Origin of the sequence: Streptomyces hazeniae, from assembly GCF_031845485.1 — a bacterium.
GTDB lineage: Bacteria > Actinomycetota > Actinomycetes > Streptomycetales > Streptomycetaceae > Streptomyces > Streptomyces hazeniae.
The window spans coordinates 61,282-86,541 of sequence record NZ_JAVREQ010000025.1; the positions used below are offsets into that span (position 1 = coordinate 61,282).

The following is a 25,260-nucleotide window of genomic DNA, read 5'->3' on the forward strand; positions in this document are numbered from 1 at the left end:
GACGGTTCACGCCTTCCGCAACAGGTAGTTGGGGCCGGTGGTGTAGTGCTTGTTGATGTCGGCGGCGCCGGAGCGCGCCTTCGTCAGGAGCGTGCCCGCCGTCACCATCGCCTTGACCGGCAGCTCCGGGGCGTGCAGGAGCCGGGCGCGCAGCACGCCGGCGGCGTCGCGATCCCGTACGGCCAGCCGGTCCACGGCCTCGGTGAGCCGGGTCCTCACCAGGTCGGTCAGGGCCCGCCGCAGCCGGTTGTGCTCGGTGCCCGGGGCGAACGCCCACGCGCCGGCACACAGGTGGACGGTGACGGTGGTGAACAGGTCCGCCAGGGCGCCGTCGTCGGTGACGAGGAGGCGCGGGTCGTCGAAAACCGGCAGGCGTGCGGCGTCCTCGTCGCCGTGCGCCCGCAGCAGCCGGTCGGGGCGGATGCGCGGCCCGTCGTTGTCCTTGAACAGCAGCCGCGTGCCCCCGCACGGGCCGCCGAGGACGAGGGAGACGTTCTGCGGGTGGGATTCGAGCGCGACGCCGTAGCCGAACAGCGTGACGCCCCAGTCGAGCAGCAGGGTGAGCAGCGCGTCGAGGAGCGCGGTGACGTCCCCGCCGTGGAAGCGGTCGGCGAGGGAGTCGAGCACCCGGCGGCCGTCGGGTGCCGGGGCCGCGAGCGCCGCCAGGGGGACGACGACCTTGTCGCCGCCGAGCGGTGGCTGGCGCCGGATCAGCACGGTCAGCAGTTCGTGCCCGGCCGACGCGTACTGCGACTCGTCGGCGAGGAGGATCCGGCCGTGGAAGCGCGGTTCGCGCCGGACCACGCGGGCCAGCAGGCGCCGGCAGGCGGCCCCGTCCCGGAGGGTGCCCGGGCGCAGCGTGCGGCGGTTGAGCAGGCCGAGCGTCGAGGTGGGCAGCGGCAGTTTCACGTGGGTGCCGGGGTGGCCGGTGAGGGCGACGGTCCGCATCGAGAGGGTGGGCACGACAGGGAGATGTTCTTCTTCCAGGACGGCGGCCCGCCCGCTCAGCCCGGTGGCGTCCAGGGCCTCCCGCAGCGCCGGGCCGACGGCGAGCGGATGCACCGGCAGCAGCACATGGGTCCGCCGCCACGCCCTCGGCACCGCCGCGGCGAGCGGCGTCAGGTCCGCCTCGTCCGGCGTGAACAGGCCCGTGCGACCCGCGCCGAAGGCGGCCTCCGAGCCGTCGTCCGGGTGGCGGTGTCCGGGAGCGGCGGAGCGCACGACGTTCTCGGCGGGCAGAGCGAGCCACCGGAGCCGGAAGCGGCGGTGGAACTCGGGCGCCCAGGTCAGCAGGTGCTGCTCGGTCAGCCCCACGCGGGCCCGCGAGGCGGGGTACACCGGATGGTCCGCACGGGCCGCGAGGGCGTCGAAGGCGAGGGAGGCCGCGTGACCCTGCCAGCGGGCGGGGTCGGGGCCGTACCGGTCGGCGAGCCGCGCGTGCAGCTCCTGCCGTGTCGCCGCGTGCAGCCGGCGGGCCAGCAGGTCCGCGCGGCACTCGGCGGCGAAGGCGTCGAAACCGGGACGGTCCTCGGGAGCGGCCAGTTCGGCCAGCGCGTCGAGGACGTCGTCGACCGTGGTCAGGAAGGAGCCCCCGGGCTCCCGGCGCAGCAGCGGCAGCCGGGCCGCCAGGGCGGACTGGAAGCCGTCGTCCCGTACCGGCAGGAGCAGCGCCCGGCCGGGGCCCGCCGGCAGCCGGAGCCAGCGGCCGTCGTCGGCGTCGACCCGGGCCGACCGGGAGCGCAGCCCGACGACGTCCTCCCGCAGCAGCGCGCTGAGGACGCGTGTCAGCAGTTCGCGTTCCGCCGCGCAGGTGCCGGTCCGCGCCGGGCCCGTGCCGCCGGTGGCGTCCGGGAGATCGGGAGGAGGGGCCGCCGTGCAGCTTTCGGCTCCGGGGCGGCGAGCGGGATCGGCGGACCGGCCTGTCGCGGGCCCCGGCCCGGCGGTCACTCGGTGATCTCCCACCGGTGGGAGGTCAGGAAGCGGTCCGCCGCCCGGTCCACGGAGGGCTGGTCGGGGCCGAGGGTGCGCAGTATCCCCAGGTAGTCCCGGTTGGTGTGGTGGAGGTCGTGGCGTTCGCCGGTCGGGCGCAGCGGACGGTAGGCCAGCCGCAGTCCGGCGGCGTTCTCGTCCACCGCCGCGGGTGCGGAAGACAGCACGCCGGCGCGTTCGGCGCACACGTAGTCGATCCGGGCTGCCGCGCCGTCGTTCGGCCGCAGCCCGTCGGACAGCGGCGCCCCGAGGTGCAGTTCGAGGACGCGCTCGAAGAGCGGGACGCCGAGCAGCTCTGCCAGCAGCAGGTCACCGTGGTCCCCGACCGCCCGGTAGTTGACCTCGATGATCCTCGCCCGTCCCTCGTGGACCACGAACTCGGTGTGGCAGGCGCCCAGGCCGACGCCGAGGGAACGGAGCTGGGAGAGCACGGTGCCGGTCACCGGCTCCGGGTGGCGGGGGACGTAGGTCATGCGCCGTTCGACGAAATGGGGCGGCGGGGACAGCAGGGTGCGGAAGCCCCCCAGCGGCCGCAGGCCGTCGGCGTCCCCGACCGTCTCCAGCGTGTACAGCGTGCCCGGCAGGTACTCCTCCACCACCAGGGCGGCGCCGGGGCGCCGGGTGCGTATCTCCTCGCAGCGCCGCGCGAGTCCGGCGGCGTCCTCGGCGAGGAACACGTCCTCGCTGGCCACGCCCTCACGCGGTTTCACCACGCACGGGTACGGCACCTGCAGCGTCCGCAGCCGCGCGGCGACGGCGTCGTCCGGCGCGATCTCGGCGGACCACACGGTGTCCGCGCCGGAGGCCGCGAGATGCCTGCGCATCTCGGCCTTGTCCTTCGTGCGCAGCGCGGCACGCCAGTCCTTCGCGGGGAGCCCGAAGTAGGTCGCGGCCAGCGCGGCCTGCGTCTGCAGGTGGTCGCTGTTGGTGAAGACCGCGTCGGGGGCACGGTGGGCCGAGATCCGCCCGATCACCGCGCGGGCGTCCCCGACGTCGCAGCGCAGCACCTCGACACCGTCCCACCGCACCTCGTCCTCCGGCGCCTCGCCCGGTGCGGAGTCCGCCGGCCCGCGGACCGCAGCGTCGGTGCCGTGCCCGAGGTACGCGTCCGGGCGGTCGGTGAGCAGGGTGAGCCGAAGTCCGAGTCGCCGGGCGGCCGGAAGGAAGCCCCGGCCGACCGAGTCGGTCGGCTTCATGGCAAGCAGATACACCTGCACGTCAGGTCCCTTCCGGCACGTCACGGGAGTCAGCCGAGCTTAAGTTAGGCAACCCTAAAGGCGCCAACCGGCCGTGCTGTCGGCAGAGTTGGGGGAGGGGCGGCCGGAGGCCGGTCGTCCCCTCCGGCCCGCCCGCTCTCCCGCCCGGCCGGGCCCGAGTGACCCGGGGTGTGCGCCCGGCGGGGAGGAAGGGCCGCCCGGGCGCAGGCGTCGGCCCACGCGTCGGCCCCACGCGTCGCGCGCCGACCCCGACTTGCCACACCTCCGAACTGCTGATTAGGTTAGCCTTACCTAGTCTGATGGATCGGGGGGAGACGCATGTCAGCCCGGGATACGGGAGTCGCGGGCTCGGTGGCCTTCGTCACCGGCGCGGCCAGGGGAATCGGCGCCGCGGTGGTCGAGGAACTGGTGCGCGAGGGCGCGACCGTCGCCGCCGTCGACGTGGACGCCGAAGGCCTGTCGTCCCTCGCGGACCGTTCACAGGGACGGGTCGTCCCGTTCACCGCCGACGTGGCCGACGCCGCCGCGATCGCCGAGGTCGTCGACCGGGCGGAGCGGGACCTCGGACCGGTCGGCATCGGGGTGTCCGTCGCGGGCGTCCTGCGGCCGGGCCCGCTGTGCGAGACCACCGACGAGGACTGGGCGGACACCTTCTCCGTGAACACCACCGGTGTGTTCCACGTGCTGCGCGAACTGGGCCGCAGGATGACGCCGCGCGGCCGCGGGTCGCTGGTGACCGTCACCTCCAACGCCGGCGGCGTGCCGCGCGCGGGCATGGGCGCGTACGCCGCGTCCAAGGCCGCGTCCACGATGCTGACCCGCTGCCTGGGGCTCGAACTGGCCGCCCACGGCATCCGCTGCAACGTGGTCTCGCCCGGCTCAACCGACACCCTGATGCAGCGCCAGCTGTGGACCTGCGAGGACGACCTCGACCGGGTCATCGCCGGCAGTCCCGAGCAGTACCGCGTCGGCATCCCGCTGGGCCGTATCGCCTCGCCGGCCGACATCGCCGACGCCGTCCTGTTCCTCGTCTCCGACCACGCCAGGCACATCACGATGCAGAACCTGTTCGTCGACGGCGGCGCGACGCTGCGCGCCTGAGAAAGGAAATCGCTGACGTGTCCATACCCCCGCTGGTGCGCCCCAGGCCCGTGCACCGGGCCGGCGACCTCCTGTCCGCGTACCTGCCCGGCTCGTTCTACTTCTCCTCGGCCCGAGGGGCGCTGCTCGCCGACGGCGTGCACTCCTGGGTGCGACCGGGGAGCGGCGCACGCGTCATGGCCGCGGCCGAGGCGCTCGAGGCCGCCGCGACGGCGGGTGTCGCCGAGCCCGTGGTCGCGGGAGCGGTCAGGTTCCGCCCGGAGGGGGAGAGCGGCCTGTTCGTCCCCTCGGTCGTGCGGCGCTCGGGCGCACCGGCTGCGGTACGCGCCCCGGAGGCGGAGCCCGGAACGGCATGGACGGTCACGCCCCGCCCCGAACCCGCCCGTTACGCCGACGGCGTGCGCCGCGCGCTGGAACTCATCCGCGACGGCGAACTGCGCAAGGTCGTGCTGGCCCGCTCCCTGGAACTGACCGCCGAGGCCCCCGTCTGGGTCCCCGCGCTGCTGGCCCGGCTGGTGCGGGCGGACCCGGCCGCCTACGCCTTCGCCGTCGACGTCACGGCCCCGGGCGACTGGGCCCCCCGTACGCTCGTCGGCGCGAGCCCGGAACTCCTGGTGTCCCGCCGGGGTGCCACCGTCGTGGCCAACCCGCTGGCCGGATCAGCGCCCCGGTCGGGCGACGACGCGGTCGACCGCGAACGGATCGCGCGGCTTCGCGACTCGGCCAAGGACCTCGGCGAACACGCCCACACCGCCACCCAGGTCGCCGAAGTGCTCGGCCGGTTCTGCGTCGACCTCGACGTACCGGAACGCCCCGAGGTGATCGGGACGCCGACCATGTGGCACCTGTCCACCCGGATCACCGGGCGGCTCAAGGACCCGGCCGATCCCGCCTGCTCGTCGCTGGGCCTGGCCGAAGCGTTGCACCCGACGCCCGCCGTGTGCGGCGTGCCCGGGCCCCGGGCGCTCGGGGCCATCGCGGACCTCGAACCGGAGGAGCGCGGCTACTTCGCGGGACTGGTCGGCTGGACCGGCCTCGACGGCGACGGCGAATGGGCGGTGACGATCCGCAGTGCCGAGGTGTGCGACCGGACGGTCCGCCTCTCGGCCGGCGCCGGGATCGTCGCCGGCTCGGACCCGGACGCCGAACTGGCCGAGACCGGAGCGAAGTTCCGTACGCTGCTGCGTGCACTCGGACTGGAGGACGTCGCGTGACCGTGGACCACGTGCCCTGGCCGCCGGAGGTGGCCGCGCGGTACCGCGCGGCCGGACACTGGCGCGGGCAGACCTTCGGCGCCCTGCTGACGTCGCTGGCCGGCACGTACGCCGACCGCACCGCCGTCGTGGGCGGGGACAGCCGCTGGACCTTCGCCGAACTCGACGAGCGGGCCCACCGGATCGCGGCCGGCCTGCTGGCGGAAGGACTCCTGCCCGGCGACCGCGTCGTGCTGCAGCTGCCCAACATCCCGGAATTCCTGCCGGTGGTGTTCGGCATGTGGCGGGCGGGCCTGCTGCCCGTGTTCGCCCTCCCCGCACACCGGGAGAGCGAGCTGCGGCACTTCGCGTCCCACAGCGAGGCGGCCGCCCTCGTCACCGTCGGCACCCACGACCGGCACGACCACGCGGCGACCGCACGGGCCGTCGCCGCCGAAGTCGGCTCCGTGCGGCGGGTGCTGGAGGTCGGGTCGGACGCTTTCGCCGAACTGGCCGCGACCGCGCCGCGTGAACTGCCCGACCCCGACCCGGAGGGCGTGGCCTTCCTGCAGCTGTCGGGCGGCAGCACCGGGCTGCCGAAGCTGATCCCCCGCACCCACGACGACTACCTGTACAGCGTGCGGGAGAGCGCCCGGATCTGCGGGCTGCGCCCGGACAGCGTCCACCTGGCGACCCTGCCGGTGTCGCACAACTACCCGCTGAGCTCGCCCGGCGTGCTGGGCGCGCTGTACGCGGGCGCCGCCACGGTGATGGCGCCGCGTCCGGACGCGGACACCGCGTTCCGGCTGATCGAGGCCGAGCGGGTCACGATCACCGGCGTGGTGCCGCCGCTGGCCGCCGCCTGGGTGCAGGCCGCCGCGCGCACCGAACGCGACCTGTCCTCCCTGGAGGTGCTGCTGGTCGGCGGCGCCAAGTGCGGGCGCGAGCTCGCCGAACGCATCGGCCCCGCGCTGGGCTGCCGGCTCCAGCAGGTCTTCGGCATGGCCGAGGGGCTGGTCTGCTACACCCGGCTGGACGACCCCGAGGAGACCGTGCTCGGTACGCAGGGGCTCCCCATCTCGCCGGACGACGAGATCCGCGTGGTCGACCCCGACACCGACGCCGACGTCGCGCCGGGGGAGGAGGGCGCGCTGCTGACCCGGGGCCCGTACACCATCCGCGGCTACTACCGGGCCGAGGAGCACAACGCCACCGCGTTCACCGAGGACGGCTTCTACCGGACCGGCGACCTGGTGCGCCGCACCCCCACCGGACAGCTGGAGGTCGTGGGCCGGGCCAAGGAGCAGATCAACCGGGGCGGTGAGAAGATCGCCGCGGCAGAGGTCGAGAACCACCTCATGGCCCACCCGGACGTGCTCGACGCCGCGGTGGTCGCGGTGCCCGACCCGTACCTGGGCGAACGGACCTGCGCCTACGTGGTGCCCGCAGCCGGGGCCTCGCCTGCCGGGCGCGACCTGCGCGCGTTCGTGCGCGACCGGGGCGTGGCCGCGTTCAAGGTGCCGGATCTGGTCCAGGTGGTGGAGGACTTCCCGGTGACCGGGGTCGGCAAGACGAGCAAGCGCGAGCTGAGGGCGGCACTGGCCGCGCTCGCGCGGAAGGAGTGACGAGCGTGTCCCTACCCGAGATCAGGCCCTATCCGCTGCCCCGGGCCGACGAACTGCCCGAGGGGCGGGTCGGATGGCGGCCCGACCGGACACGCGCGGCGCTGCTGGTCCACGACATGCAGCGGTACTTCCTGGCCCCGTACGCGGGGGCGCCGGTGCCCGGGATGACGGCGAACATCGCCCGCCTCGCCGAGTCCGCCCGCGCGCAGGGCGTGCCGGTGTTCTACACCGCGCAGCCCGGCCGGCAGGACCCCGCGGACCGGGGACTGCTCACCGAGTTCTGGGGCCAGGGCATCGGCGCTGTCATCGACTCCGACCCGCGCGCGGCCGACATCGTCGACGCGCTCGCGCCGGGCGAGGACGACGAGGTGCTGGTCAAGTGGCGCTACAGCGCCTTCCAGCGGAGCGCGTTCGCCGACCGGCTGGCCGAACTGGGCCGCGACCAGCTGCTGATCACCGGCATCTACGCGCACATCGGTCTGCAGTCCACCGCCGTGGAGGCGTTCATGCGCGACGTCCAGCCGTTCCTGGTGGCCGACGCGGTGGCCGACTTCTCCCGCGAACGCCACGACGAGACCTGCGCCTACGTCGCCCAGCGCTGCGGCGTCGTGACCACCACCGACGACGCGCTGACCGCGCTGTCGGCACCGATCCCGGCAGGAGCCGCCCGATGAACCCGACCCTGACCCCCGACCGGGTCCGCGCCGACGTCGCGGAGCTGCTGGACTGCGAGCCCGCCGCGATCGCGCCCGACCAGGACCTGATCGACCTCGGCCTGGACTCGATGCGGATTATGACGCTGGTCGAGCGCTGGCGTGCCGAGGGCGCCTCCACGCTGGAGTTCCCCGACCTCGCCGAGCGGCCCGAACTCGGCCACTGGACGGCGCTGCTGACGGGTGGGCCGGAATGAGTCTCGTCGACGACAGGCAGCGCCACCTGGAACGCATCGCCGAGGTCCGCGAGGGGCGCTCCGCCGCGAAGGTGGGCTACCCGATCGGTATCCGCAGGACCGAGGTCGTCCGCACCGTCGCGGTGGGGACGGGCCTGCTGCGGGTGACCCTCGGCGGCGAGGGCACCGACGGGTTCGAGGCGCACGCGCCGGACGAGCACGTGAAGCTGATCTTCCCGGAGCCGGACGGCTCGCTGCGGCTGCCCGAGCCGAACGGGACCATGCTGCGCTGGCCGCGGCCGATGCCCACCGCGCGGGAGTACACGGTGCGCCGCTACGACCCGGCCGCGCGGGAGATCGACATCGACGTCGCGGTGCACGAGGGCGGTCTCGCGTCGGGGTGGGCGCGCACCGCTCGCCCGGGTGACGTGCTGCACGTCGCGGGCCCGCCCGGCGGCCTGATCGTCCCGCACGCGTACGACCGGTATCTGATGGCGGGTGACCTGACCGCCCTGCCGGCGATCGCCCGGCGGCTCGAGGAGCTGCCGCGAAGCGCGCGGGGGTGGGCGTTCGTCGAAGTCGCGGACGCGGCGGAGGAGATCGAGCTGTCCGCGCCCGACGGCGTCGAGGTGCACTGGCTGTACCGCGGGGATCGTCCGGCCGGCTCCGGCGACGCCCTGGAACGCGCCGTCACCGGGGTGTCCCCGGCCGAGGGGGAGCGGCTGTACGTCTGGGTCGCCGGCGAAGCCGGGCAGATCAAGCCGCTGCGCCGCTGGGTCCGCGACACGCTGAAGCTGGACCGGGCCGACTACGACATCACCGGCTACTGGAAGCGCGGCGTCGCGGCCTTCGACGAGGACCACTGACGCCACGCCGCCCCGGGCGGGCGCACTACATCACACCGCTGCCCCGTCGTGCTGCCCCGATCCGGCACGATAAGGTGAGCCTTACCTAAGCCCCCTGGCTGAACCCACTGAACCACGAAGGAACTTCGCATGGCGATACGCAGATCCTCCGCCCTCGTCGGCGCTCTCGCACTGGCCCTGGCCCTGACCGGCTGCGGCGCGTCCGAGGCCGGGACGGACAAGGACGGCAAGGCGGAGACCCGGGTGTTCAAGGCCGACAACGGCAAGATCACCATCCCCGCCGACCCGCAGCGCGTGGTGGCCACCGGATACGCCGTGCCCGCCCTCATCGAGGCCGACGCACCGCTGGTCGGCATCTCCTCCTGGAAGCGCGGCGTCCCGATGATGGACGACGAGACGCTCGCCCGCTACAAGAAGCTCACCAAGGTCGCCGGCGAGCAGGCGGCCGAGACCAACTACGAGGCCATCGCCGAGGCCGACCCCGACCTGATCGTCATCGGGGTTCCCGCCCCCGTCCTCGGCGACATCGACGTCAAGCGGCTGGAGTCCATCGCCCCGGTCGTCGCGATCGGCCCCACCGTGCCGTCCGCCTGGCGCGAGCTCTCCCACAAGCAGTCCGACGCTGCCGGCGCCCTCAAGCGGTTCGACGCCGTGAAGGCCGAGTACGAGGCCAAGGCCGAGACGCTGAGCGAGAAGTACAAGGACGTGCTCCCGCAGCTGAAGATGGGCCACGTCGGCGCGTACGGCGAGGTCGCCAAGGGCACCTTCCACCGCGAGTTCAGCGGTTCGTGGGGTCCCAACATCGTCGAGGACATGGGCGCGACGTACTACGGCGAGGTCAAGGAGCCCGGACCCGGCTCGGCTTCGGTCAGCGAGTACCCCTCGATCGAGGAGATCCCCGACTCCCTGGGCGACGCGGACGCCCTCACCTACTCCGTCAACGCCGACGGCAGCGTGCCCGAGTCGGTGCAGTACGTCATGGACTCGCCGCTGTGGAAGAACCTGCCCGCCGTGAAGGCCGGGAAGACCTTCCCGATCCGCTACACGGAGGCCGCGACCTACGGGCAGGCCAAGCAGACCCTCGACGCGGCCGCCAAGGCGTTCGCGCCGCTGCTGGATCAGTGACGGCAGCCGTTCCCGCGACGAAGACCGCGAGCACCGGGGAGACCGTCGCGCGCGTCGGTCTCCTCGTCGGCGGGCTCGCACTCCTGACCGTGGTCGCCGTGCTCAGTTTCGGAGTCGGCGCCCGCTCCGTCGCGCCGACCGAGGTCCTGCAAGCCCTCCTGGACTACCAGGGCACCGACGACCACGTGGTCGTACGGGACGTCCGGGCGCCACGCGCGCTGCTGGCCGTCGCCGTCGGCGCCGCACTGGCCGTCGCGGGCGCGCTCATCCAGACCCTGGCCCGCAACCCGCTGGCCGAACCCGGCGTCCTCGGCGTCACCGCGGGCGCCGGTTTCGCCATCACCCTCGGGTCGGCGCTCGGCGTGGCGGCCGGGCCCGCCGGCGAACTCGCCCTCGCGGTCCTCGGATCGGTGGCCGCGGCACTGCTGGTCGCCGCGGTCGGCCGGCGGTCACCGCTGCGCCTGGTGCTCGCCGGCGTGGCGCTGACCGCCGTCCTCACCGGCATCGCCCTCGGCATGCGGCTGATGTTCCCGGACGTCTTCGACGTCTACCGGTTCTGGTCGGTGGGGTCGCTCGCGGCCCGCGAACAGGCGCCGCTGCTCCTGCCACTGGCCGCGATCGCCGGGTCCCTGCTGGGTGCCCTGGTGATCAGCCGCGCCCTCAACGCGCTGGCCCTGGGCGAGACCGTGGCCCACACGCTCGGCGCCGGGGTCGCACGCCTGCGCTCCAGCACGCTGGTGCTCATCGTCGTGCTCTGCGGCGCCGCGACCGCGGTGGCCGGGCCGATCCTGTTCGTCGGGCTCATCGTGCCGCACCTGGTCCGCAAGCCCTCGGCGGGTTCGGTGCCCTGGCTCCTGCTCTACTCGATGATCCTCGGACCGATCCTGCTGCTGATCGCCGACATGGGGTCGCGGGTGCTGCTGCCCACCGGCGAGGTGCCGGTGGCCATCGTGACCGCGTTCCTCGGAGGACCCATGCTGATCTGGGCCGTCCGGCGCCACGGGGCGGGGACGCTGTGACCGCACTCGGAATCCGGCCCGAACCCCGCTTCGCCACGGTCGTCGCGGCTCTCGTCGCCGGCACGCTCGGACTCGCCCTGCTCGGGCTCTGCCACGGCGCCTCCTGGAGCTCCCCCGCCGAGGTGTTCGCCGCCCTGGCCGGCACGGAGCCCTCCGTGGTGATCGTGGAGTGGCGGCTCTCGCGCGTCACCGCCGCCGTGGTGTTCGGCCTTGCGCTCGGCGTGGCCGGCGCGCTCTTCCAGAACCTCACCCGCAACCCGCTGGGCAGCCCCGACGTGATCGGACTCGACGCGGGCGCCTACACCGGCGCGCTCGTCGCCCTCACCGTGCTGTCGGGCACCTCGTCCCAGCTGGCGGCCGGTTCGGTGCTCGGAGGACTGATCGTCGCCGCGGTGATCTACCTGCTGTCCTTCGACCGCGGCTTCTCCGGCCTGCGGCTCGTGGTGATCGGCATCGGCATCAACGCCATGGTCACCGCGGTCAACTCCTGGATCGTGCTGCGCGCCGAACTCGAGGTCGCCATCGCGGCCGTCGGCTGGAGCGCCGGCTCCCTCAACGGGGTGGGCTGGTCCGACCTGTGGATCCCCTTCGCCGTCATCGGCGTGCTGCTGGCCCTGATCACCGCAGGAGCGCACGCCGTGCACCAGGCCGCCCTCGGCGACTCCGTCGCCGTGACCACCGGCGTCCGGCTCGACCGCCTGCGACTGCTCATGGTCTTCGTCGGCGTCGGCTGCACGGCGACGGTCACCTCCGTCGCCGGACCCATCGCCTTCATCGCCCTGGCCGCACCGCAGATCGGCCGCCGGCTCGCCGGCTCGCCCGGGGTGCCGCTGCTTCCCGCCGCACTCACCGGCGCCGTGCTCCTGCTGGGAGCCGACCTGGTCGCCCAGGTGCTGCTGGCACCCGTCTCGCTGCCGGTCGGCGTCGTGAGCACCGCGATCGGCGGGGGCTACCTGATCTGGCTGCTGACCAAGGAGGTGAGGCGCGCATGACCGCACGCCTGACGGCGCGGGACATCACCCTGCGCTACGGAGAGCGGGTGGTCTCCACCCGCCTGAGCCTGGACGTCCCCGACGCCGCGTTCACCGCCATCGTGGGCCCCAACGCCTGCGGCAAGTCGACCCTGCTCCGCGCGCTGGTCAGGCTGCTGCAGCCCGCCGACGGACAGGTGACGTTCGACGGGCGCGAGGTCGGTGACTACCCCGGCAAGGCGCTGGCCAAGCAGCTCGGCTTCCTCCCCCAGGACCCGCTGGCACCCGAGGACATCAAGGTCCGTCAGCTCGTGGGCCGCGGACGGTTCCCCCACCAGGGGCTCCTCGCCCTGTGGTCGGCTCAGGACGAGCGGGCCGTCACCCGGGCCATGGCCGCCTCCGGGGTCTCCGAGCTGGCCGACCGCCCGGTGCAGGAGCTGTCCGGAGGACAGCGCCAGCGAGTCTGGATGGCGATGGTGCTCGCCCAGCAGACCCCCTACCTGCTGCTCGACGAACCGACGTCCTTCCTCGACATCACGCACCAGTACCAGCTGCTCGGCCTGCTGGCCGGACTGCGCGACGAGGGCCGCACCGTGATCGCCGTCCTCCACGACATCAACCAGGCGTGCCGGTTCGCCGACCACCTGATCGCCATGCGCGACGGCCGCGTCGTCGCCGAGGGCGACCCCTCAAAGGTCGTGGACAGCGCGCTGATCAAAGAAGTCTTCGACCTGCCGAGCATCATCGTCCCCGACCCGGTGACGGACACGCCGATGGTCGTCCCCACCCTCCAAGGAGACTGAGTTGAGCGCCTCACCCGTGTCCCCGGACGGGCTGCTCGCCCTGACCAGCGCCCAGACCGGGATCTGGAACGCGCAGCGTCTGGAGCCGGACTCGCCCTTCTACCTCGTCGGCGACGTGGTGGAGATAGCGGGCACCGAGCCGGTCGACGTGGAGGCGCTGGTCGAAGCCGTCCGGGCCACCACCGAGGAGGCCGAAAGCCTGCGGCTGCGGTTCCACGACACCCCGGACGGGCCGCGGCAGACGATCGACGACACTCCCGTCGAGCCGCCCGAGGTCGTCGACGTCCAAGCGGCGGCCGACCCGTCGGCCGCCGCCCACGCCCTGGTCGAAGCCGAACGGGCACGGGCCGGTGAGGCGTGCCGGGAGATGGTGGACCGGCCGCTGTACGCGCGCACCGTCATCCGCCTGTCCGACCGGGAGGTCTGGTACACCCAGCTCGGCCACCACCTGGTCTTCGACGGCTACAGCGCCGCGATGCTGGCCCGCCGCACCGCCGCCCGCTACACCGCGCTGGTGCGCGGGACCGAGGCACCCAAGAGCCCCTTCGGCTCGTTCACCGACATCGTCGCGGGCGACCGTGCCTACCGCGACGGCGAGCGGTTCGCCGAGGACCGCGCCTACTGGGTCGACCGCTTCACCCCGCTGCCCGACCTCGGCGACACCGGCAGCGCCGCCGGACCGCCCGACCGCACCCTGACCGCCCGCGCCGTCGTCACGCCCGACGAGACGGCACGACTGCGCGCGTACGCCGAACGCGAGGGCGTCACCTGGGGCGAGGCGCTGATCGCCTGCTACGCCGCCTTCCTCCACCGCATGCTGGGCCACACCGACGTGGTGTTCGCCCTCCCGCTGATGTGCCGCGCCGGCTCCGCCGAACTGCGCACCCCCGCCATGGCCGTGAACGTGCTGCCGCTGCGGACGACCGTCCGCGGCGGGGACGACCTCGGTGCCCTCGGCCGACGCGTCGCCGCCGCCATGCGCGAGATGCGCGAGCACCAGCGCTACCGGGGCGAGGACCTGCCCCGCGACCTCGGCGCCCCGGGCGCGGGCGCGCTGCTGCACGGACGCGGCATCAACCTCAAGGCCTTCGACCTGGCGATCGACTTCGCCGGCGCCACCGGAGTGATGCGCAACGTCGCGGGCGGCCCGCCCGAGGACATGGGCCTGAGCGTCCTCCCCACGCGTGACGGCGGCCTGCTGCTCGGCTTCGAGGTCGACGCCCGCACCAACGACCAGGCCACCGTCGACGGCAAGCTGACCGGCCTGCGGGCCCTGCTGGCCGGGCTGACCGACGGCCTGCCCGTGGGACGCATCCCCCTCACCGGCGACGGCGGGCGGCTGCCGGCCGACTGGACCCCGCCCGCCCTGCCCGGCACCCCGCTCGACGTGCCCGCCGCGTTCGACGCGATGGCCGCCGCCCGGCCCGGGGACACCGCCCTGGTCTGCGGGGAGGACCGGCTGTCCGCCGGCGAACTGGCCGGCCGGGTGCACCGACTGGCCCGCGCCCTGCGCGCCCGCGGCGTCGGCCCCGACGACGTCGTGGCCCTGGCCCTGCCCCGCTCCGCCGACATGGTGGTCGCCCTGCTCGCGGTGCTCGACGCGGGCGCCGCGTTCCAGCCCCTGGACGTCACGCACCCCCGCGAGCGGCTGCGCGAACTCGTCGCCGACACGAGCCCCGCGCTGGTCCTGACGGACGGCACGATCGACGGTCTGCCCTGGCGCACGCTGCTCGACGAGGCCGCCGGACTGTCCGGCGAGCCGCTGCACGACGCCGAACTTGCCGCTCCCCGGCACCCCGACCACCTCGCCTACGTCATCCACACCTCCGGGTCGACCGGACGCCCCAAGGGCGTACTCGTCCGCACCGGAGGACTCGCCGCGCTGCTGCACCACCAGCGGGCCACCGTCGTCGCCGAGGCCGAACGGGACGCCGGCCGGCGCCTGCGCGTCGCCCACACCTACTCGTTCGCCTTCGACTCCGCCTTCGAGCACCTGGTCTGGCTGCTGTGCGGACACGAACTGCACGTCTACGACGCGGAGACCGCCCGCGACGCCGACGCCCTCCTCGCCGCGTACGCCCGCGACGGCATCGACGTGGTGGACACCACACCGTCCATGGCCGTGCCGCTCCTCGACGGCGGCCTGCTGGACCTGCGGCCGACGCTGCTGGTCCTGGGCGGCGAGGCCACACCCCCCGCCCTGTGGCGCCGGGTCGCCGAAGCGGACGTCACCGCCCGCAACATGTACGGCCCGACCGAGGCGACGGTCGACGGCACCACCGCGAGGATCACCGGCGAGGAGCCGACGATCGGACGGCCGCTCGCGGGCACCCGCGCCTACGTCCTGGACAACGCGCTCCAGCCCGTCCCGCACGGCACCACGGGCGAGCTCTACCTCGCCGGCCCGCACCTGGCCCGCGGCTACCTCGGCATGCCCGGCGCGACCGCCGACCGGTTCGTCGCCGACCCGTACGGTGCCCCCGGCGACCGGATGTACCGCACCGGCGACACGGCCCGCTGGGTGCCCGGACGCGGTCTGGAGTACCTCGGCCGCGGCGACGGACAGGTCAAGGTCCGCGGCCACCGGGTGGAGATCGGCGAGGTCGAGGCCGCGCTCGGCGCGGTGCCCTCCGTCACGGCGGCGGCCGCCGCCGTCCGCTCCGCACGCCTGGTCGGCTGGGTCGTCTCCTCCTCCGCCACGCCGGAGACCGTCCGCGCCCACCTCGCCGCGCGCCTGCCCGAGCACCTTGTGCCCGCCGCCGTGGTCGTGCTCGACGCGCTGCCGGTCACCCCCAACGGCAAGCTCGACCGCGCCGCCCTGCCCGCACCCGCGGCCACCACCGGGGGAAGGGCGCCGAGCACCGAACCGGAACGGCAGCTGTGCGCCGTCCTGGCCGAGGTGTTCGAGGCCGAACAGGTCGGTGTCGACGACGACTTCTTCTCCCTCGGTGGCGACAGCATCACCGCCATCACCGTCAGCAGCAGGCTCCGTGCCCGCGGCTTCCAGCTGCGCCCGCGCGACCTGCTGGCAAACCGCAGCTTCGCCGCCCTGGCCGCATCCGCCACTCCGGTGCGGGACACCCCGGAGCCCGCCGACGAACCGACCGGCCCGGTCCCCGCGCCGCCGATCGTCCGCGCACTCCTCGACCCGCACCCCGACGTGGACGTCGTCGCCGGCTACGCCCAGTGGACCGCCCTCCGCGTCGACGGACTCGCCCACGACGCGCTGGCCTCGGGCGTCCGGGCCGTGCTCGACCACCACGACGCACTGCGTCTGCGGGCCGGCGACGGTCTCGACGTGCTCCCCGCGGGATCCGTCCCGGCCGTCGTCCGCGAGGTCCACGACCAGGACGTGGCGGCGCTGGCACGGGACCTGGCCGCCGAACTCGACCCGCGCACGGCCGACCTGCTGCGCGTCGTCCTCGTCCGGACCGGCGAGGGCGCCCCGGACCGGCTGGTCGTCGTCGTCCACCACCTCGCCATGGACGGCGTGTCCTGGCGCATCCTGCTGCCCGACCTCCACACGGCCTGCACCGGCGGCACCCTCGCCCCGCTCGGCACATCGTGGCGGCGGCACGCCACGACCCTCGCCGAGCAGGGGGAGTCCGGCGCCCGCCGGGACGAACTGCCCTACTGGCGGGCCGCGCTGGAGAGCGCCCCGCGCCTCGGCGCCCGCCCCCTGGACCAGACCCGCGACACCGTCGCCACCGCGCGCCGGTCGGTCACCGTCGCCTCCCCGGAGGTCACCGACGCCCTGCTGACCACCCTCCCCGCCGCCTACCGCGCCGGCGTCGACGAGGTGCTGCTCGCCGCACTCGTCCTCGCCCTCCGCGACCTCGGCCTGACCGGCGACGCCACCACCGTCACCATGGAGGGCCACGGCCGCGAACACCTCGACCTGTCCCGCACCGTCGGCTGGTTCACCAGCGAGTACCCGCTGCGCGTCCCCGCCTCCGGCGGCACCGGCCAGGTGCTGCGCGCCGCCAAGGAGGCCAAGCGCGGCGTCCCCGACGCGGGCGTCGGCTACGGCGTCCTGCGCCACCTCGACCCGTCGGCCGGGCCCGAACTGGCCGCCGCACCGCCCCCGGACGTCCTGCTCAACTACCTCGGCCGGTTCTCCGACGCGCCCGCCCCCGGCTGGCGGCTCCCGGAGGAGGACGCCTTCTCCGTGACCGAGCCGGACGCCAAGGCGCTGGAACAGGTCCTGGCTCTCAACTGCTTCGTCCACGAGGAGGGCGCGCCCCGGCTCGCCGTCGAGTGGACCGCCGCCGGCGAGGTGCTCGGCCCCGATGCGGTCGGCGACCTCCAGACGGCATGGGCCGCCGCGCTGGAGGCCCTGGCCGACCACGCCCGGCACACCACCGGCGGCCTCACCCCGTCCGACCTGCCCCTGGTCACCCTCGACCAGGCCGCGATCGACACCCTCGAACGCACCGGCCCCGTCGCCGACGTCCTGCCCGCCACGCCCCTCCAGGTCGGGCTGTCGTTCCACACCCTGGTCCGCGACGACCAGGACACCGACGTGTACGTCGTGCAGGCCGTGACCACCCTCGCCGGAACGCTGGACCCGGCCCTGATGGCCGAGGCCGCACGGGAACTGCTGCGCCGTCACCCCGCGCTGCGCGTCCACCTCGCCCCGGTCGGCGACGACGTGGTGCAGGTGATCCCGGCCGACGTCACCCTGGAGTGGACCCAGGACGACCGCTTTCCGGAGGCCGCCCGCGCCGAACTGGCCCGCCCGTTCGACCCGGCGAAGCCCCCGCTGATCCGCTTCCTGCTCTCCCGCACCGGACCCGCCGAGCACAAGCTGGTGATCACCAACCACCACGCCCTGCTCGACGGCTGGTCGATGCCGCTGGTCGGCCGCACGCTCCTCGCCCTCTACGCCGAACTCGGCGGCGGCCCCGCCGTGCCCGCCGGCCCCCCGCTGTCGGAGTACTTCCGCTGGCTCGCAGGGCGGGACCGGGACGCCTCCCTGACCGCGTGGCGCGGCGCGCTGGCGGGCGTGGACGACGCGACCCGCCTCGCACCCGCGACCACCGAGACCGCCGTCGAGCGGCCCGGGCGGGTGACCACCGGCCTCGGACGGGAGTTCAGCGACCGGCTCCGCGCCTTCGCCCGCGAGCAGGGCGTCACGCTGACAACCGTGCTCCAGACCGCCTACGGCCTGCTGCTCGGCAAGCTCACCGGACGCCGCGACGTCGTGTTCGGCTGTCCCGTCTCGGGACGGCCCGCCGAAGTGGACGGCGTCGGATCGATGATCGGCCAGCTCGGCACCACCATCCCGGTCCGCATCCGGCACGCGCAGGACGAGACGGTGCGCGAGGTGATGGCCCGCGTGCACGACGAGAGCGTCACCCTGGCCGAGCACCACTACGTCGGCCTGCCCGAGATCCAGCGCAACGCCGGGGTCGGCGAACTCTTCGACACCATGCTGGTGATGGAGAACTTCCCGCTCTCCAGCCGGAAGCGCACCCCCCTCGCCCCCGGGCTGGACCTCGCCGGAGTGGACATCACCGACGCCACGCACTACGCGCTGACCGTCATCGTGATCCCGGAGGACGAGATCACGATCGGCCTCGGCTACCAGCCGCACGCCTTCACCGAGCAGACCGTGCGCGACTACGCCCGCTGGCTGCACCACCTCCTGCGGGAGATCGTCGACGACCCGGCGCGTCCCGCCGTCGGCCTGCCCCTCCTCGACGCCGAGGAGCGGGAGCGCGTCCTGCGCACCGGCACCGAGATCGTCTCCGCGAAGGAACGCGGCCACTGGCTGGAGGAGTTCGCCGGCTGGGTGCGCCGCAAGCCCGACGCGGAGGCCCTGGTCTGCCGCGACCGCAGCCTCGGCTACGCCGAACTGGACCGGCAGGCCAACCGGCTCGCCCACACCCTCATCGCGCACGGCGTGCGGCCCCAGGACCCCGTCGCCGTCCTCGTCGGACGCGACGTCGAGATGACGGTGGCCCTGTTCGGCGTCGCCAAGGCGGGCGCCGTGTACGTGCCCATGGACCCGGCCTACCCGCAGGAGCGGCTGGCCTACATGATCGACGACATCGCCCCGGCGGCCGTCCTGTCGACCGGCGCCGAACCGCCCCCCGGACGTGCGCTGCCGGTGCTGCGTCTGGACGACCCGGACACCCTCGCGTCCGCACCGGACACCGACCCGGCGGAGGCGCGCGCCCACCTCAACGAGGACGCGCTCGCGTACGTCATCTACACCTCCGGCACCACCGGGCGCCCCAAGGGCGTCGGCGTCACCCACCGCGGCGTGCCCGACCTCATCGCCCTCCAGGAGGAGGTCGTCGGCGTCACCGAGCACGACCGGTACCTGCACTTCGCGACCACCAGCTTCGACGTCGCGTTCTGGCAGACCATGGTGCCGCTGCTGTCCGGCGGCACCTCCGTGATCGCCCCGGAGGAGGTGCGCGTCCCCGGCGACGAACTCCTCGACTACATCGTCGAACACCGCGTCACCGGAGTGAACCTGCTCCCGTCGTTCCTCGCCGCCATGCCGGACGACCGTACGGTCGACCCCGACGTGTTCTTCGTCGTCGGCGCCGAACGCCTCGACCCCGAGCTGGCGCGGCGCTGGGGCGGGGGCCGCCGCGCGCTCTTCAACGCCTACGGGCCCACCGAGGTCACCATCAACTCCGTGACCTGGCACTACGACCCGGACGACCCCGGCCCGCTGCCGATCGGCCGCCCCGACCCCAACGTCCGCGCCTACGTCCTCGACGGCGGACTCCAGCCCGTCGGCGTCGGCGTGACGGGCGAGCTGTACCTCGCCGGACCGAGCCTGGCCCGCGGCTACATCGGACGCCCCGGCCTGACCGCCGCCGCGTTCGTGGCCGACCCGTTCGGCCCTCCGGGGACGCGGATGTACCGCACCGGCGACCTGGTGCGGTGGCGCCCCGACGGGCAACTGGTCTTCCTCGGCCGTGCCGACCACCAGATCAAGGTCCGCGGCTTCCGGGTCGAACTCGGCGAGATCGAGACCACCCTCACCCGCCACCCCGACGTCCGGGCCTGCGCCGTGATCCTGAGGGAAGGCAGGCTCGTCGGCTACGTCATCCCGACCGACGGCGCCGACCTGGACGTGGCAGGGGTGCGGGAGTACCTCGCGGCGGAACTGCCGGACCACATGGTGCCGACCGTGCTCGTCCCGGTCGACCACCTGCCGCTGAGTCCCAGTGGCAAGCTCGACCCCGCCGCGCTGCCCGACCCCGAGACCGCCGCCGCCCCGCGGCGCGCACCCGCCACCGGGGCCGAGGAAGCGCTGCTGGCCGTCTTCCGGGACATCCTGGGCACCGACGACATCGGCCCCGACGACGACTTCTTCACCATCGGCGGCGACAGCATCGTCTCGCTCCAGGTCGTCTCCCGGGCCCGCCGCCGGGGGCTCGGCCTGACCGCCCGCGACGTCTTCGAGGGCGAGACCGTCGCCGGCATCGCCGCCCGCGCACGCGCCCTCGACGGCGACGACGTCCCGGCCGTCGGCGACGCGCCGCTGACGCCGCTCATGCGGGACCTGCTCGACCGGGCCGGGCCCGCCGCGGACGGCTTCTGCCAGTGGGTGGAGGTCTGCGTGCCGCCCGGCGGCGACGAGGCGACCTGGCGGACCGTGCTGGACGCCGTGCTGGCCCGGCACGACGTGCTCCGCGCGCACCTGACCGACGACGCGCTGCGCGTCCCGCCGGCCGGCGCCGTCACCGCCGCGGACGTGCTGACCTGTGCCCGGGCGACGGACGACCTCCGGGCCCTGACCGACTCCCTGACCGACCGGGCCCGGGCGACGATGGACCCGCGCACCGGCCCGCTGCTGCGCGCGGTGTGGGTCGATGCCGGGCCCGACCGGCCCGGCCGGCTCGTCCTCGTCGCCCACCACCTCGTCGTCGACGGCGTGTCCTGGCGCGTCCTGCTGGACGACCTCGAACACGCCCACGCGGGCGGGACGTTGGCCCGCCACGGGCAGTCGTTCCTCGGCTGGGCGCGCTCGCTGCGCGACGCCGACCGGCGGGCCGAACTGCCGCACTGGCGGCAGATGACCCCCACACCGTCGCTCACCGGGCCGCTCGACCCCGCCCGGGACACTGTGGCCACCGCCCTCCACCACGAGATCGCCCTCGACTCCGACGCCACGCGCGCCCTCGTCACGACCCTGCCCGCCGCCTACCGCACCACCCCGGACGCCCCGCTGCTCACCGCGCTCGTCCAGGCCGTCCGCGCCTGGCGCGGGACGCCGGACCTGCTCGTCGCGCTGGAGAGCCACGGCCGCCCGCCGCAGGTCGATCTGTCGCAGACCGTCGGCTGGTTCACCGCCGTCCACCCGGTACGGCTCGACGCGGGCGACGACGTCAAGGCCGTCGCCCGGCGCCTGCGCGCCCAGGGCGACTGCCTCGGCCACGGCATCCTCACCACGGCCGGTCTGCTCGACCCCGTGCGACCGGAGATCGCCTGGAACTACCTCGGCCAGTACCCCGGCGCCCCGGAACGGGAGACGCCGTGGCAGGCGCCGCCGGACGCCGACCCGCTCGGCTCGGGAGGCTCCGATGCCATGCCCCTGCCGCACGGCCTCATGGTCAACGCCCTGGTGCGCGACGACGCGCTCGGGGTCCGGATCACCTGGCCGTCCGCGCTGTTCACCGCCGACGAGATCGCCGGCCTGGCCGAGCACCTGCGGACCGCGCTCCGACGCGTCGCCGCCGCACCGGAGATCAGGGCCCTCGACGGCGACCGTCCGGCCGCGGAGGTGCAACCCCTCACGCCGCTGCAGGAGGTCATGCTGCGGCACTCCCGCAGCGAACGCCCCGACCCGTACACGGTGCAGTCGACGTTCTCCCTCGCCGGACCGCTCGACGTCGACGCCCTGCACGCCGCCGGCGCCGACCTGCTGGCCCGCCACCCGAACCTGGGCGCCGTCTTCCCCGCCGACCTGGCGGTGATCCCCGAGGCGCCGCGGCCGGACTGCCGCGTGACCGACGACCCGGCCGACGAGGTGCTGGCCGCGGACCTGGCCGAAGGGTTCGACCTCACCGCGGGACCGCTCGTCCGGCTGACCGTGATCCGCCACGGACACGACCGCGCCGACCTGGTCCTGACCAGCCATCACGTCCTGTCCGACGGCTGGTCGGCGCCCCGCATCCTGACCGAACTGTTCGCCCTGTACACCGCCCGCGTGCGCGGTACGGCACCGGACCTCCCGGCCCCCGTACCCTTCTCCGACTACCTGCGCTGGCGCACCGACCACGAACCCGACCTCGGCGCCTGGGCCGCCGAACTGGACGGCCTGCCCGAGGGGAACTACCTGAGCGACGCCGGTGAAGCCGGCCCCGCCTGGCAGGACCCCGACGTCATCGCCTTCGACGCCGAGCTGGTCGCCGACCTCACCGCCCTCGGCGCCGAGCGCGGGCTGACCCGCAACACCCTCCTCCAGGGCGCCTGGTCACTGCTGCTCGCCCGGCGCTCCGGGCACACCGACGTCTGCTTCGGCGCCATGGTGGCCTGCCGCCCTCCGGAACTGGACGGGGTCGAGGAGATCATCGGCCTGCTGGCCAACACCGTGCCCGTACGGGCCACGCTGCGCGGCACGCTCGCCGAGACCCTCGCCGGCCTCCAGGCCCGGCAGCGGGCCCTGGTCGAACACCACCACGTGGCCCTGCCCGACGTGGAGCGGGCCACCGGGCGGCAGCGGCTCTTCGACAGCCTGGTGGTCTTCGAGAACTACCCCGTCGACCCGGACCGGCTGCGCGAACCCGCCCCCGGGCTCACCGTCGTCGGGACACGGTTCCGCGAGGCCACCCACCACCCGGTGACCCTGACCGTCATGCCGGACGGCGCAGGCTGGACCGGTGTGCTCGCCCGCCGGGCGGGAGTGGAGGCCGACGGGCTCGCCGCAGAGCTCCTCGAACTGCTCCGCACCCTGCGCGCCCACCTGGACACCGACGTCACCGACCTCCTGGAGCGCCGATGAGCGAGAAGACCGCGCCCCCGGCGGAGCGGGTCGACGGACGGCTCCTGCGCATCGCGTTCATCCTGGTGCTCGGCACGTTCATGGCCACCATGGACGCGACCATCGTCAGCGTCGGCATCGACACCCTCACCGAGGAGTTCGGCACCTCCGTGGCCGGCATCCAGTGGGTCACCACCGCCTACCTGCTGGCCGTCGTCGCCGCCGTTCCGGCGTCCGGGTGGCTGGCCGACCGCTTCGGCGGGCGCCGTACCTGGCTCGTGGCGGTCGGCGTGTTCCTGCTCGGCTCGGTGCTGTGCGCGCTCGCCTGGTCGGCGACCAGTCTCGTCGTGTTCCGGGTGCTCCAGGGCCTCGGCGGGGGACTGCTGCCGCCGACCGGCCAGGCGCTGCTGGCCCGCGTCGCCGGGCCCGGCCGTACCGGACGGGTCATCAGCATCGTCGCGGTCGTCCCGCTGCTCTCCCCGGTGCTCGGCCCGCTGGCCGGCGGCTCCATCCTGCACGTGGCGCCCTGGCCGTGGCTGTTCCTGGTCAACCTCCCGATCGGCGCGGCCGCGATCCTGCTGGCCCGCCGGTACGTGCCGGCGGTGCCTCCGTCGGACCGGCGGACCGCGTTCGACCTGCGGGGGGCCGTGCTGCTCTCGCCCGGTCTGGCCGTACTCGTCCTCGGGCTCACCGAGGTCGCACACGGCCGCACCGTCCCCGCGGCCGTCGGTGTCGCCGCCGGACTGGTCATGCTCGCCGGCTTCGTGGTGCACGGGCTCCGCACCCGCCGCACCCCGCTCATCGACCCCCGCCTGTTCGCCCGGCCGCCGTTCGGCGCCGCCGCCCTGGCGCTGCTCGTGCTGGGAGCGTCGGTGTTCGGCACGGCGTTCCTCCTGCCGCTGTACTTCCAGACCGGCCGGGGCCTTTCGCCCTGGGAGGCCGGGCTGCTGCTCGCACCCCAAGGGGTGGGCGCGGCCGCCGGGTCGGTGCTGGTCAACCGCACCATCGAAGCGGTGGCCCCGCGGACGCTGGTGGTGACCGGCATCGCGCTGGTCCTCGCGGGCACCGTCCCGTTCACCCAGCTCGGCCAGGGGCTGCCGGACCCCGTGCTCGCCTCGGCGCTGCTGGTCCGCGGCCTCGGCATGGCCATGATCGGCGCACCGGTGATGAACATCGTCTACAGCCGCATCGAACCCGAGCACCTTCCCCGGGCCTCCGGAGCCCTCAACCTGCTCAACACCGTGGGCGGTTCGGTCGGCACCGCGGCGCTCGCCGTGGTGCTGCAGGACCGGCTGGCCGCCCGGAGCACGGACATCGACCAGGCGTTCGCCGACACCTTCTGGTGGGTGCTCGGCCTCTGCCTGCTCGCCGCCGCCGGGGCCACCAGGCTGCCCCGAACCCACGCTAGGAAGCCGTGATGCATCCACTGCCCACACCGGCCGATCTGTCCACCGCGCACTCGCTGCCGGCGGCGACCGAGAAGGCCGTCGCGCAGCACCGGGAGACCGTCGCCGACGTGCTGGCCGGCCGCGACCCGCGTCTGCTCGCGATCGTCGGCCCGTGCTCCGTCCACGACCCCGAAGCGGCCCTGGAGTACGCGGACCTGCTCGCTCCCGCAGCCCGGCGCCTCGCCGACGACCTGGTCGTGGTCTTCCGCGCCTATCTGGAGAAGCCCCGCACCGTCGCGGGCTGGACGGGGCTGCTCACCAGTCCGCGCCTCGACGGGAAGAGCGACCTGGCCACCGGCCTGCGCGTCGGCCGGTCCTTCCTGACCGAAGCGGCCGCCACCGGCCTGCCTCTGGCCTACGAGTTCGTCGATCCCGCCCTCAGCGCCTACGTCGCCGACACCGTGACCTGGGGCGCGATCGGTGCCCGCACCGTCGCCAGCCAGCCCCACCGCCACCTGGCGTCCTGGCTCCCCATGCCGATCGGCATGAAGAACTGTGTCTCCGGGCGCCTGGACACCGCCGTGGCCGCCATCCAGGCCGCCGCCCACCAGCACACCCTTCCCGCGGTGTCCCCCGACGGCCGCCTCACCATGCTGCACAGCACCGGCAATCCCGACACCCACCTGGTGCTGCGCGGCGGGCCCACCCCCAACTACGACCGGGCGAGCGTCGCACAGGCCCGTGCCGCCCTCGCGGCGGCCGGACTGCCCGAACGCATCGTCGTCGACGCCTCGCACGGCAACAGCGGCAAGGACCACAACCGCCAGCCCGCCGTCGTCGCCGACGTGGCCGCACAGATCTCCGACGGCGACCCCGCCCTGGTCGGTGTGATGATCGAGTCGTACCTGGCCGACGGCCGGCAGGACATCGCGGCGGACATCGCCCGCCGCGACCTCAGCGTCACCGACGCCTGCCTGGGCTGGTCCCGTACCGAGCCGCTGCTCGAGAGTCTCGCTCTGGCCGCCCGTCGCCGCCGGGCACGGCCCTGACCGGAACGACGGGAAGCCGCCGGGCGCCACGAATGTGGCGCCCGGCGGCGCTCTTCTCCGCCTGCGGACGCGTGGC

At 74.5% G+C, this 25,260-nt stretch carries 15 protein-coding genes; 13 read left to right on the top strand and 2 right to left on the bottom strand.

The window, feature by feature from the left end:
* Positions 1-6: 6 nt before the first annotated feature.
* A complete protein-coding gene (locus RM572_RS23495; protein ID WP_394813691.1) occupies positions 7-1,947 on the bottom strand; it encodes an IucA/IucC family protein in 1,941 nt (646 codons plus the stop codon).
* Positions 1,944-3,206: an ATP-grasp domain-containing protein gene (locus RM572_RS23500; protein WP_311675401.1), complete on the bottom strand. Its 1,263-nt coding sequence runs from the start codon at positions 3,204-3,206 to the stop codon at positions 1,944-1,946. Before RM572_RS23500 ends, RM572_RS23495 begins: the two co-directional genes overlap by 4 nt.
* Positions 3,207-3,524: 318 nt before the next feature.
* Between RM572_RS23500 and RM572_RS23505 the strand changes: the two genes are divergently transcribed.
* From RM572_RS23505 to RM572_RS23565, 13 genes are all read left to right on the top strand, one after another.
* The gene (locus RM572_RS23505) at positions 3,525-4,307 is read left to right on the top strand and encodes a 2,3-dihydro-2,3-dihydroxybenzoate dehydrogenase (RefSeq protein WP_311675402.1); all 783 of its coding nucleotides are present in this window, start codon (positions 3,525-3,527) and stop codon (positions 4,305-4,307) included.
* Positions 4,308-4,330: 23 nt separating this feature from the next.
* Positions 4,331-5,521, top strand: a complete 1,191-nt coding sequence (locus RM572_RS23510; protein WP_394813693.1) for an isochorismate synthase — start codon at positions 4,331-4,333, stop codon at positions 5,519-5,521.
* Positions 5,518-7,125, top strand: a complete 1,608-nt coding sequence (locus RM572_RS23515) for a (2,3-dihydroxybenzoyl)adenylate synthase (protein WP_311675404.1) — start codon at positions 5,518-5,520, stop codon at positions 7,123-7,125. Before RM572_RS23510 ends, RM572_RS23515 begins: the two co-directional genes overlap by 4 nt.
* 5 nt (positions 7,126-7,130) lie before the next feature.
* Positions 7,131-7,799 carry an isochorismatase family protein gene (locus tag RM572_RS23520; protein ID WP_311675405.1) on the top strand — a complete coding sequence of 223 codons (669 nt, stop codon included), beginning with the start codon at positions 7,131-7,133 and terminating at the stop codon, positions 7,797-7,799.
* The gene (locus tag RM572_RS23525) at positions 7,796-8,035 is read left to right on the top strand and encodes a phosphopantetheine-binding protein (RefSeq protein WP_136184776.1); all 240 of its coding nucleotides are present in this window, start codon (positions 7,796-7,798) and stop codon (positions 8,033-8,035) included. Before RM572_RS23520 ends, RM572_RS23525 begins: the two co-directional genes overlap by 4 nt.
* Complete coding sequence (locus tag RM572_RS23530) at positions 8,032-8,880, top strand: siderophore-interacting protein (RefSeq protein ID WP_311675406.1); 849 nt, start codon at positions 8,032-8,034, stop codon at positions 8,878-8,880. Before RM572_RS23525 ends, RM572_RS23530 begins: the two co-directional genes overlap by 4 nt.
* 129 nt (positions 8,881-9,009) lie before the next feature.
* The gene (locus RM572_RS23535) at positions 9,010-10,005 is read left to right on the top strand and encodes an ABC transporter substrate-binding protein (protein WP_311675407.1); all 996 of its coding nucleotides are present in this window, start codon (positions 9,010-9,012) and stop codon (positions 10,003-10,005) included.
* Positions 10,002-11,024 (top strand): FecCD family ABC transporter permease, encoded by a 1,023-nt coding sequence (locus RM572_RS23540; RefSeq protein ID WP_394813692.1) that lies wholly within the window; start codon positions 10,002-10,004, stop codon positions 11,022-11,024. Before RM572_RS23535 ends, RM572_RS23540 begins: the two co-directional genes overlap by 4 nt.
* On the top strand, positions 11,021-12,016 hold the full coding sequence (locus tag RM572_RS23545) for a FecCD family ABC transporter permease (RefSeq protein WP_311675408.1): 996 nt from the start codon (positions 11,021-11,023) through the stop codon (positions 12,014-12,016). Before RM572_RS23540 ends, RM572_RS23545 begins: the two co-directional genes overlap by 4 nt.
* Positions 12,013-12,798, top strand: a complete 786-nt coding sequence (locus tag RM572_RS23550; RefSeq protein WP_311675409.1) for an ABC transporter ATP-binding protein — start codon at positions 12,013-12,015, stop codon at positions 12,796-12,798. Before RM572_RS23545 ends, RM572_RS23550 begins: the two co-directional genes overlap by 4 nt.
* A gap of 1 nt (position 12,799) precedes the next feature.
* Entirely contained in the window at positions 12,800-22,768 is a 9,969-nt protein-coding gene (locus RM572_RS23555) for a non-ribosomal peptide synthetase (protein ID WP_311675410.1), read from the top strand.
* Positions 22,765-24,165, top strand: a complete 1,401-nt coding sequence (locus tag RM572_RS23560; protein WP_311675411.1) for a DHA2 family efflux MFS transporter permease subunit — start codon at positions 22,765-22,767, stop codon at positions 24,163-24,165. Before RM572_RS23555 ends, RM572_RS23560 begins: the two co-directional genes overlap by 4 nt.
* Positions 24,165-25,184, top strand: a complete 1,020-nt coding sequence (locus tag RM572_RS23565; RefSeq protein WP_311675412.1) for a 3-deoxy-7-phosphoheptulonate synthase — start codon at positions 24,165-24,167, stop codon at positions 25,182-25,184. Before RM572_RS23560 ends, RM572_RS23565 begins: the two co-directional genes overlap by 1 nt.
* The last annotated feature ends 76 nt before the right edge of the window (positions 25,185-25,260 follow it).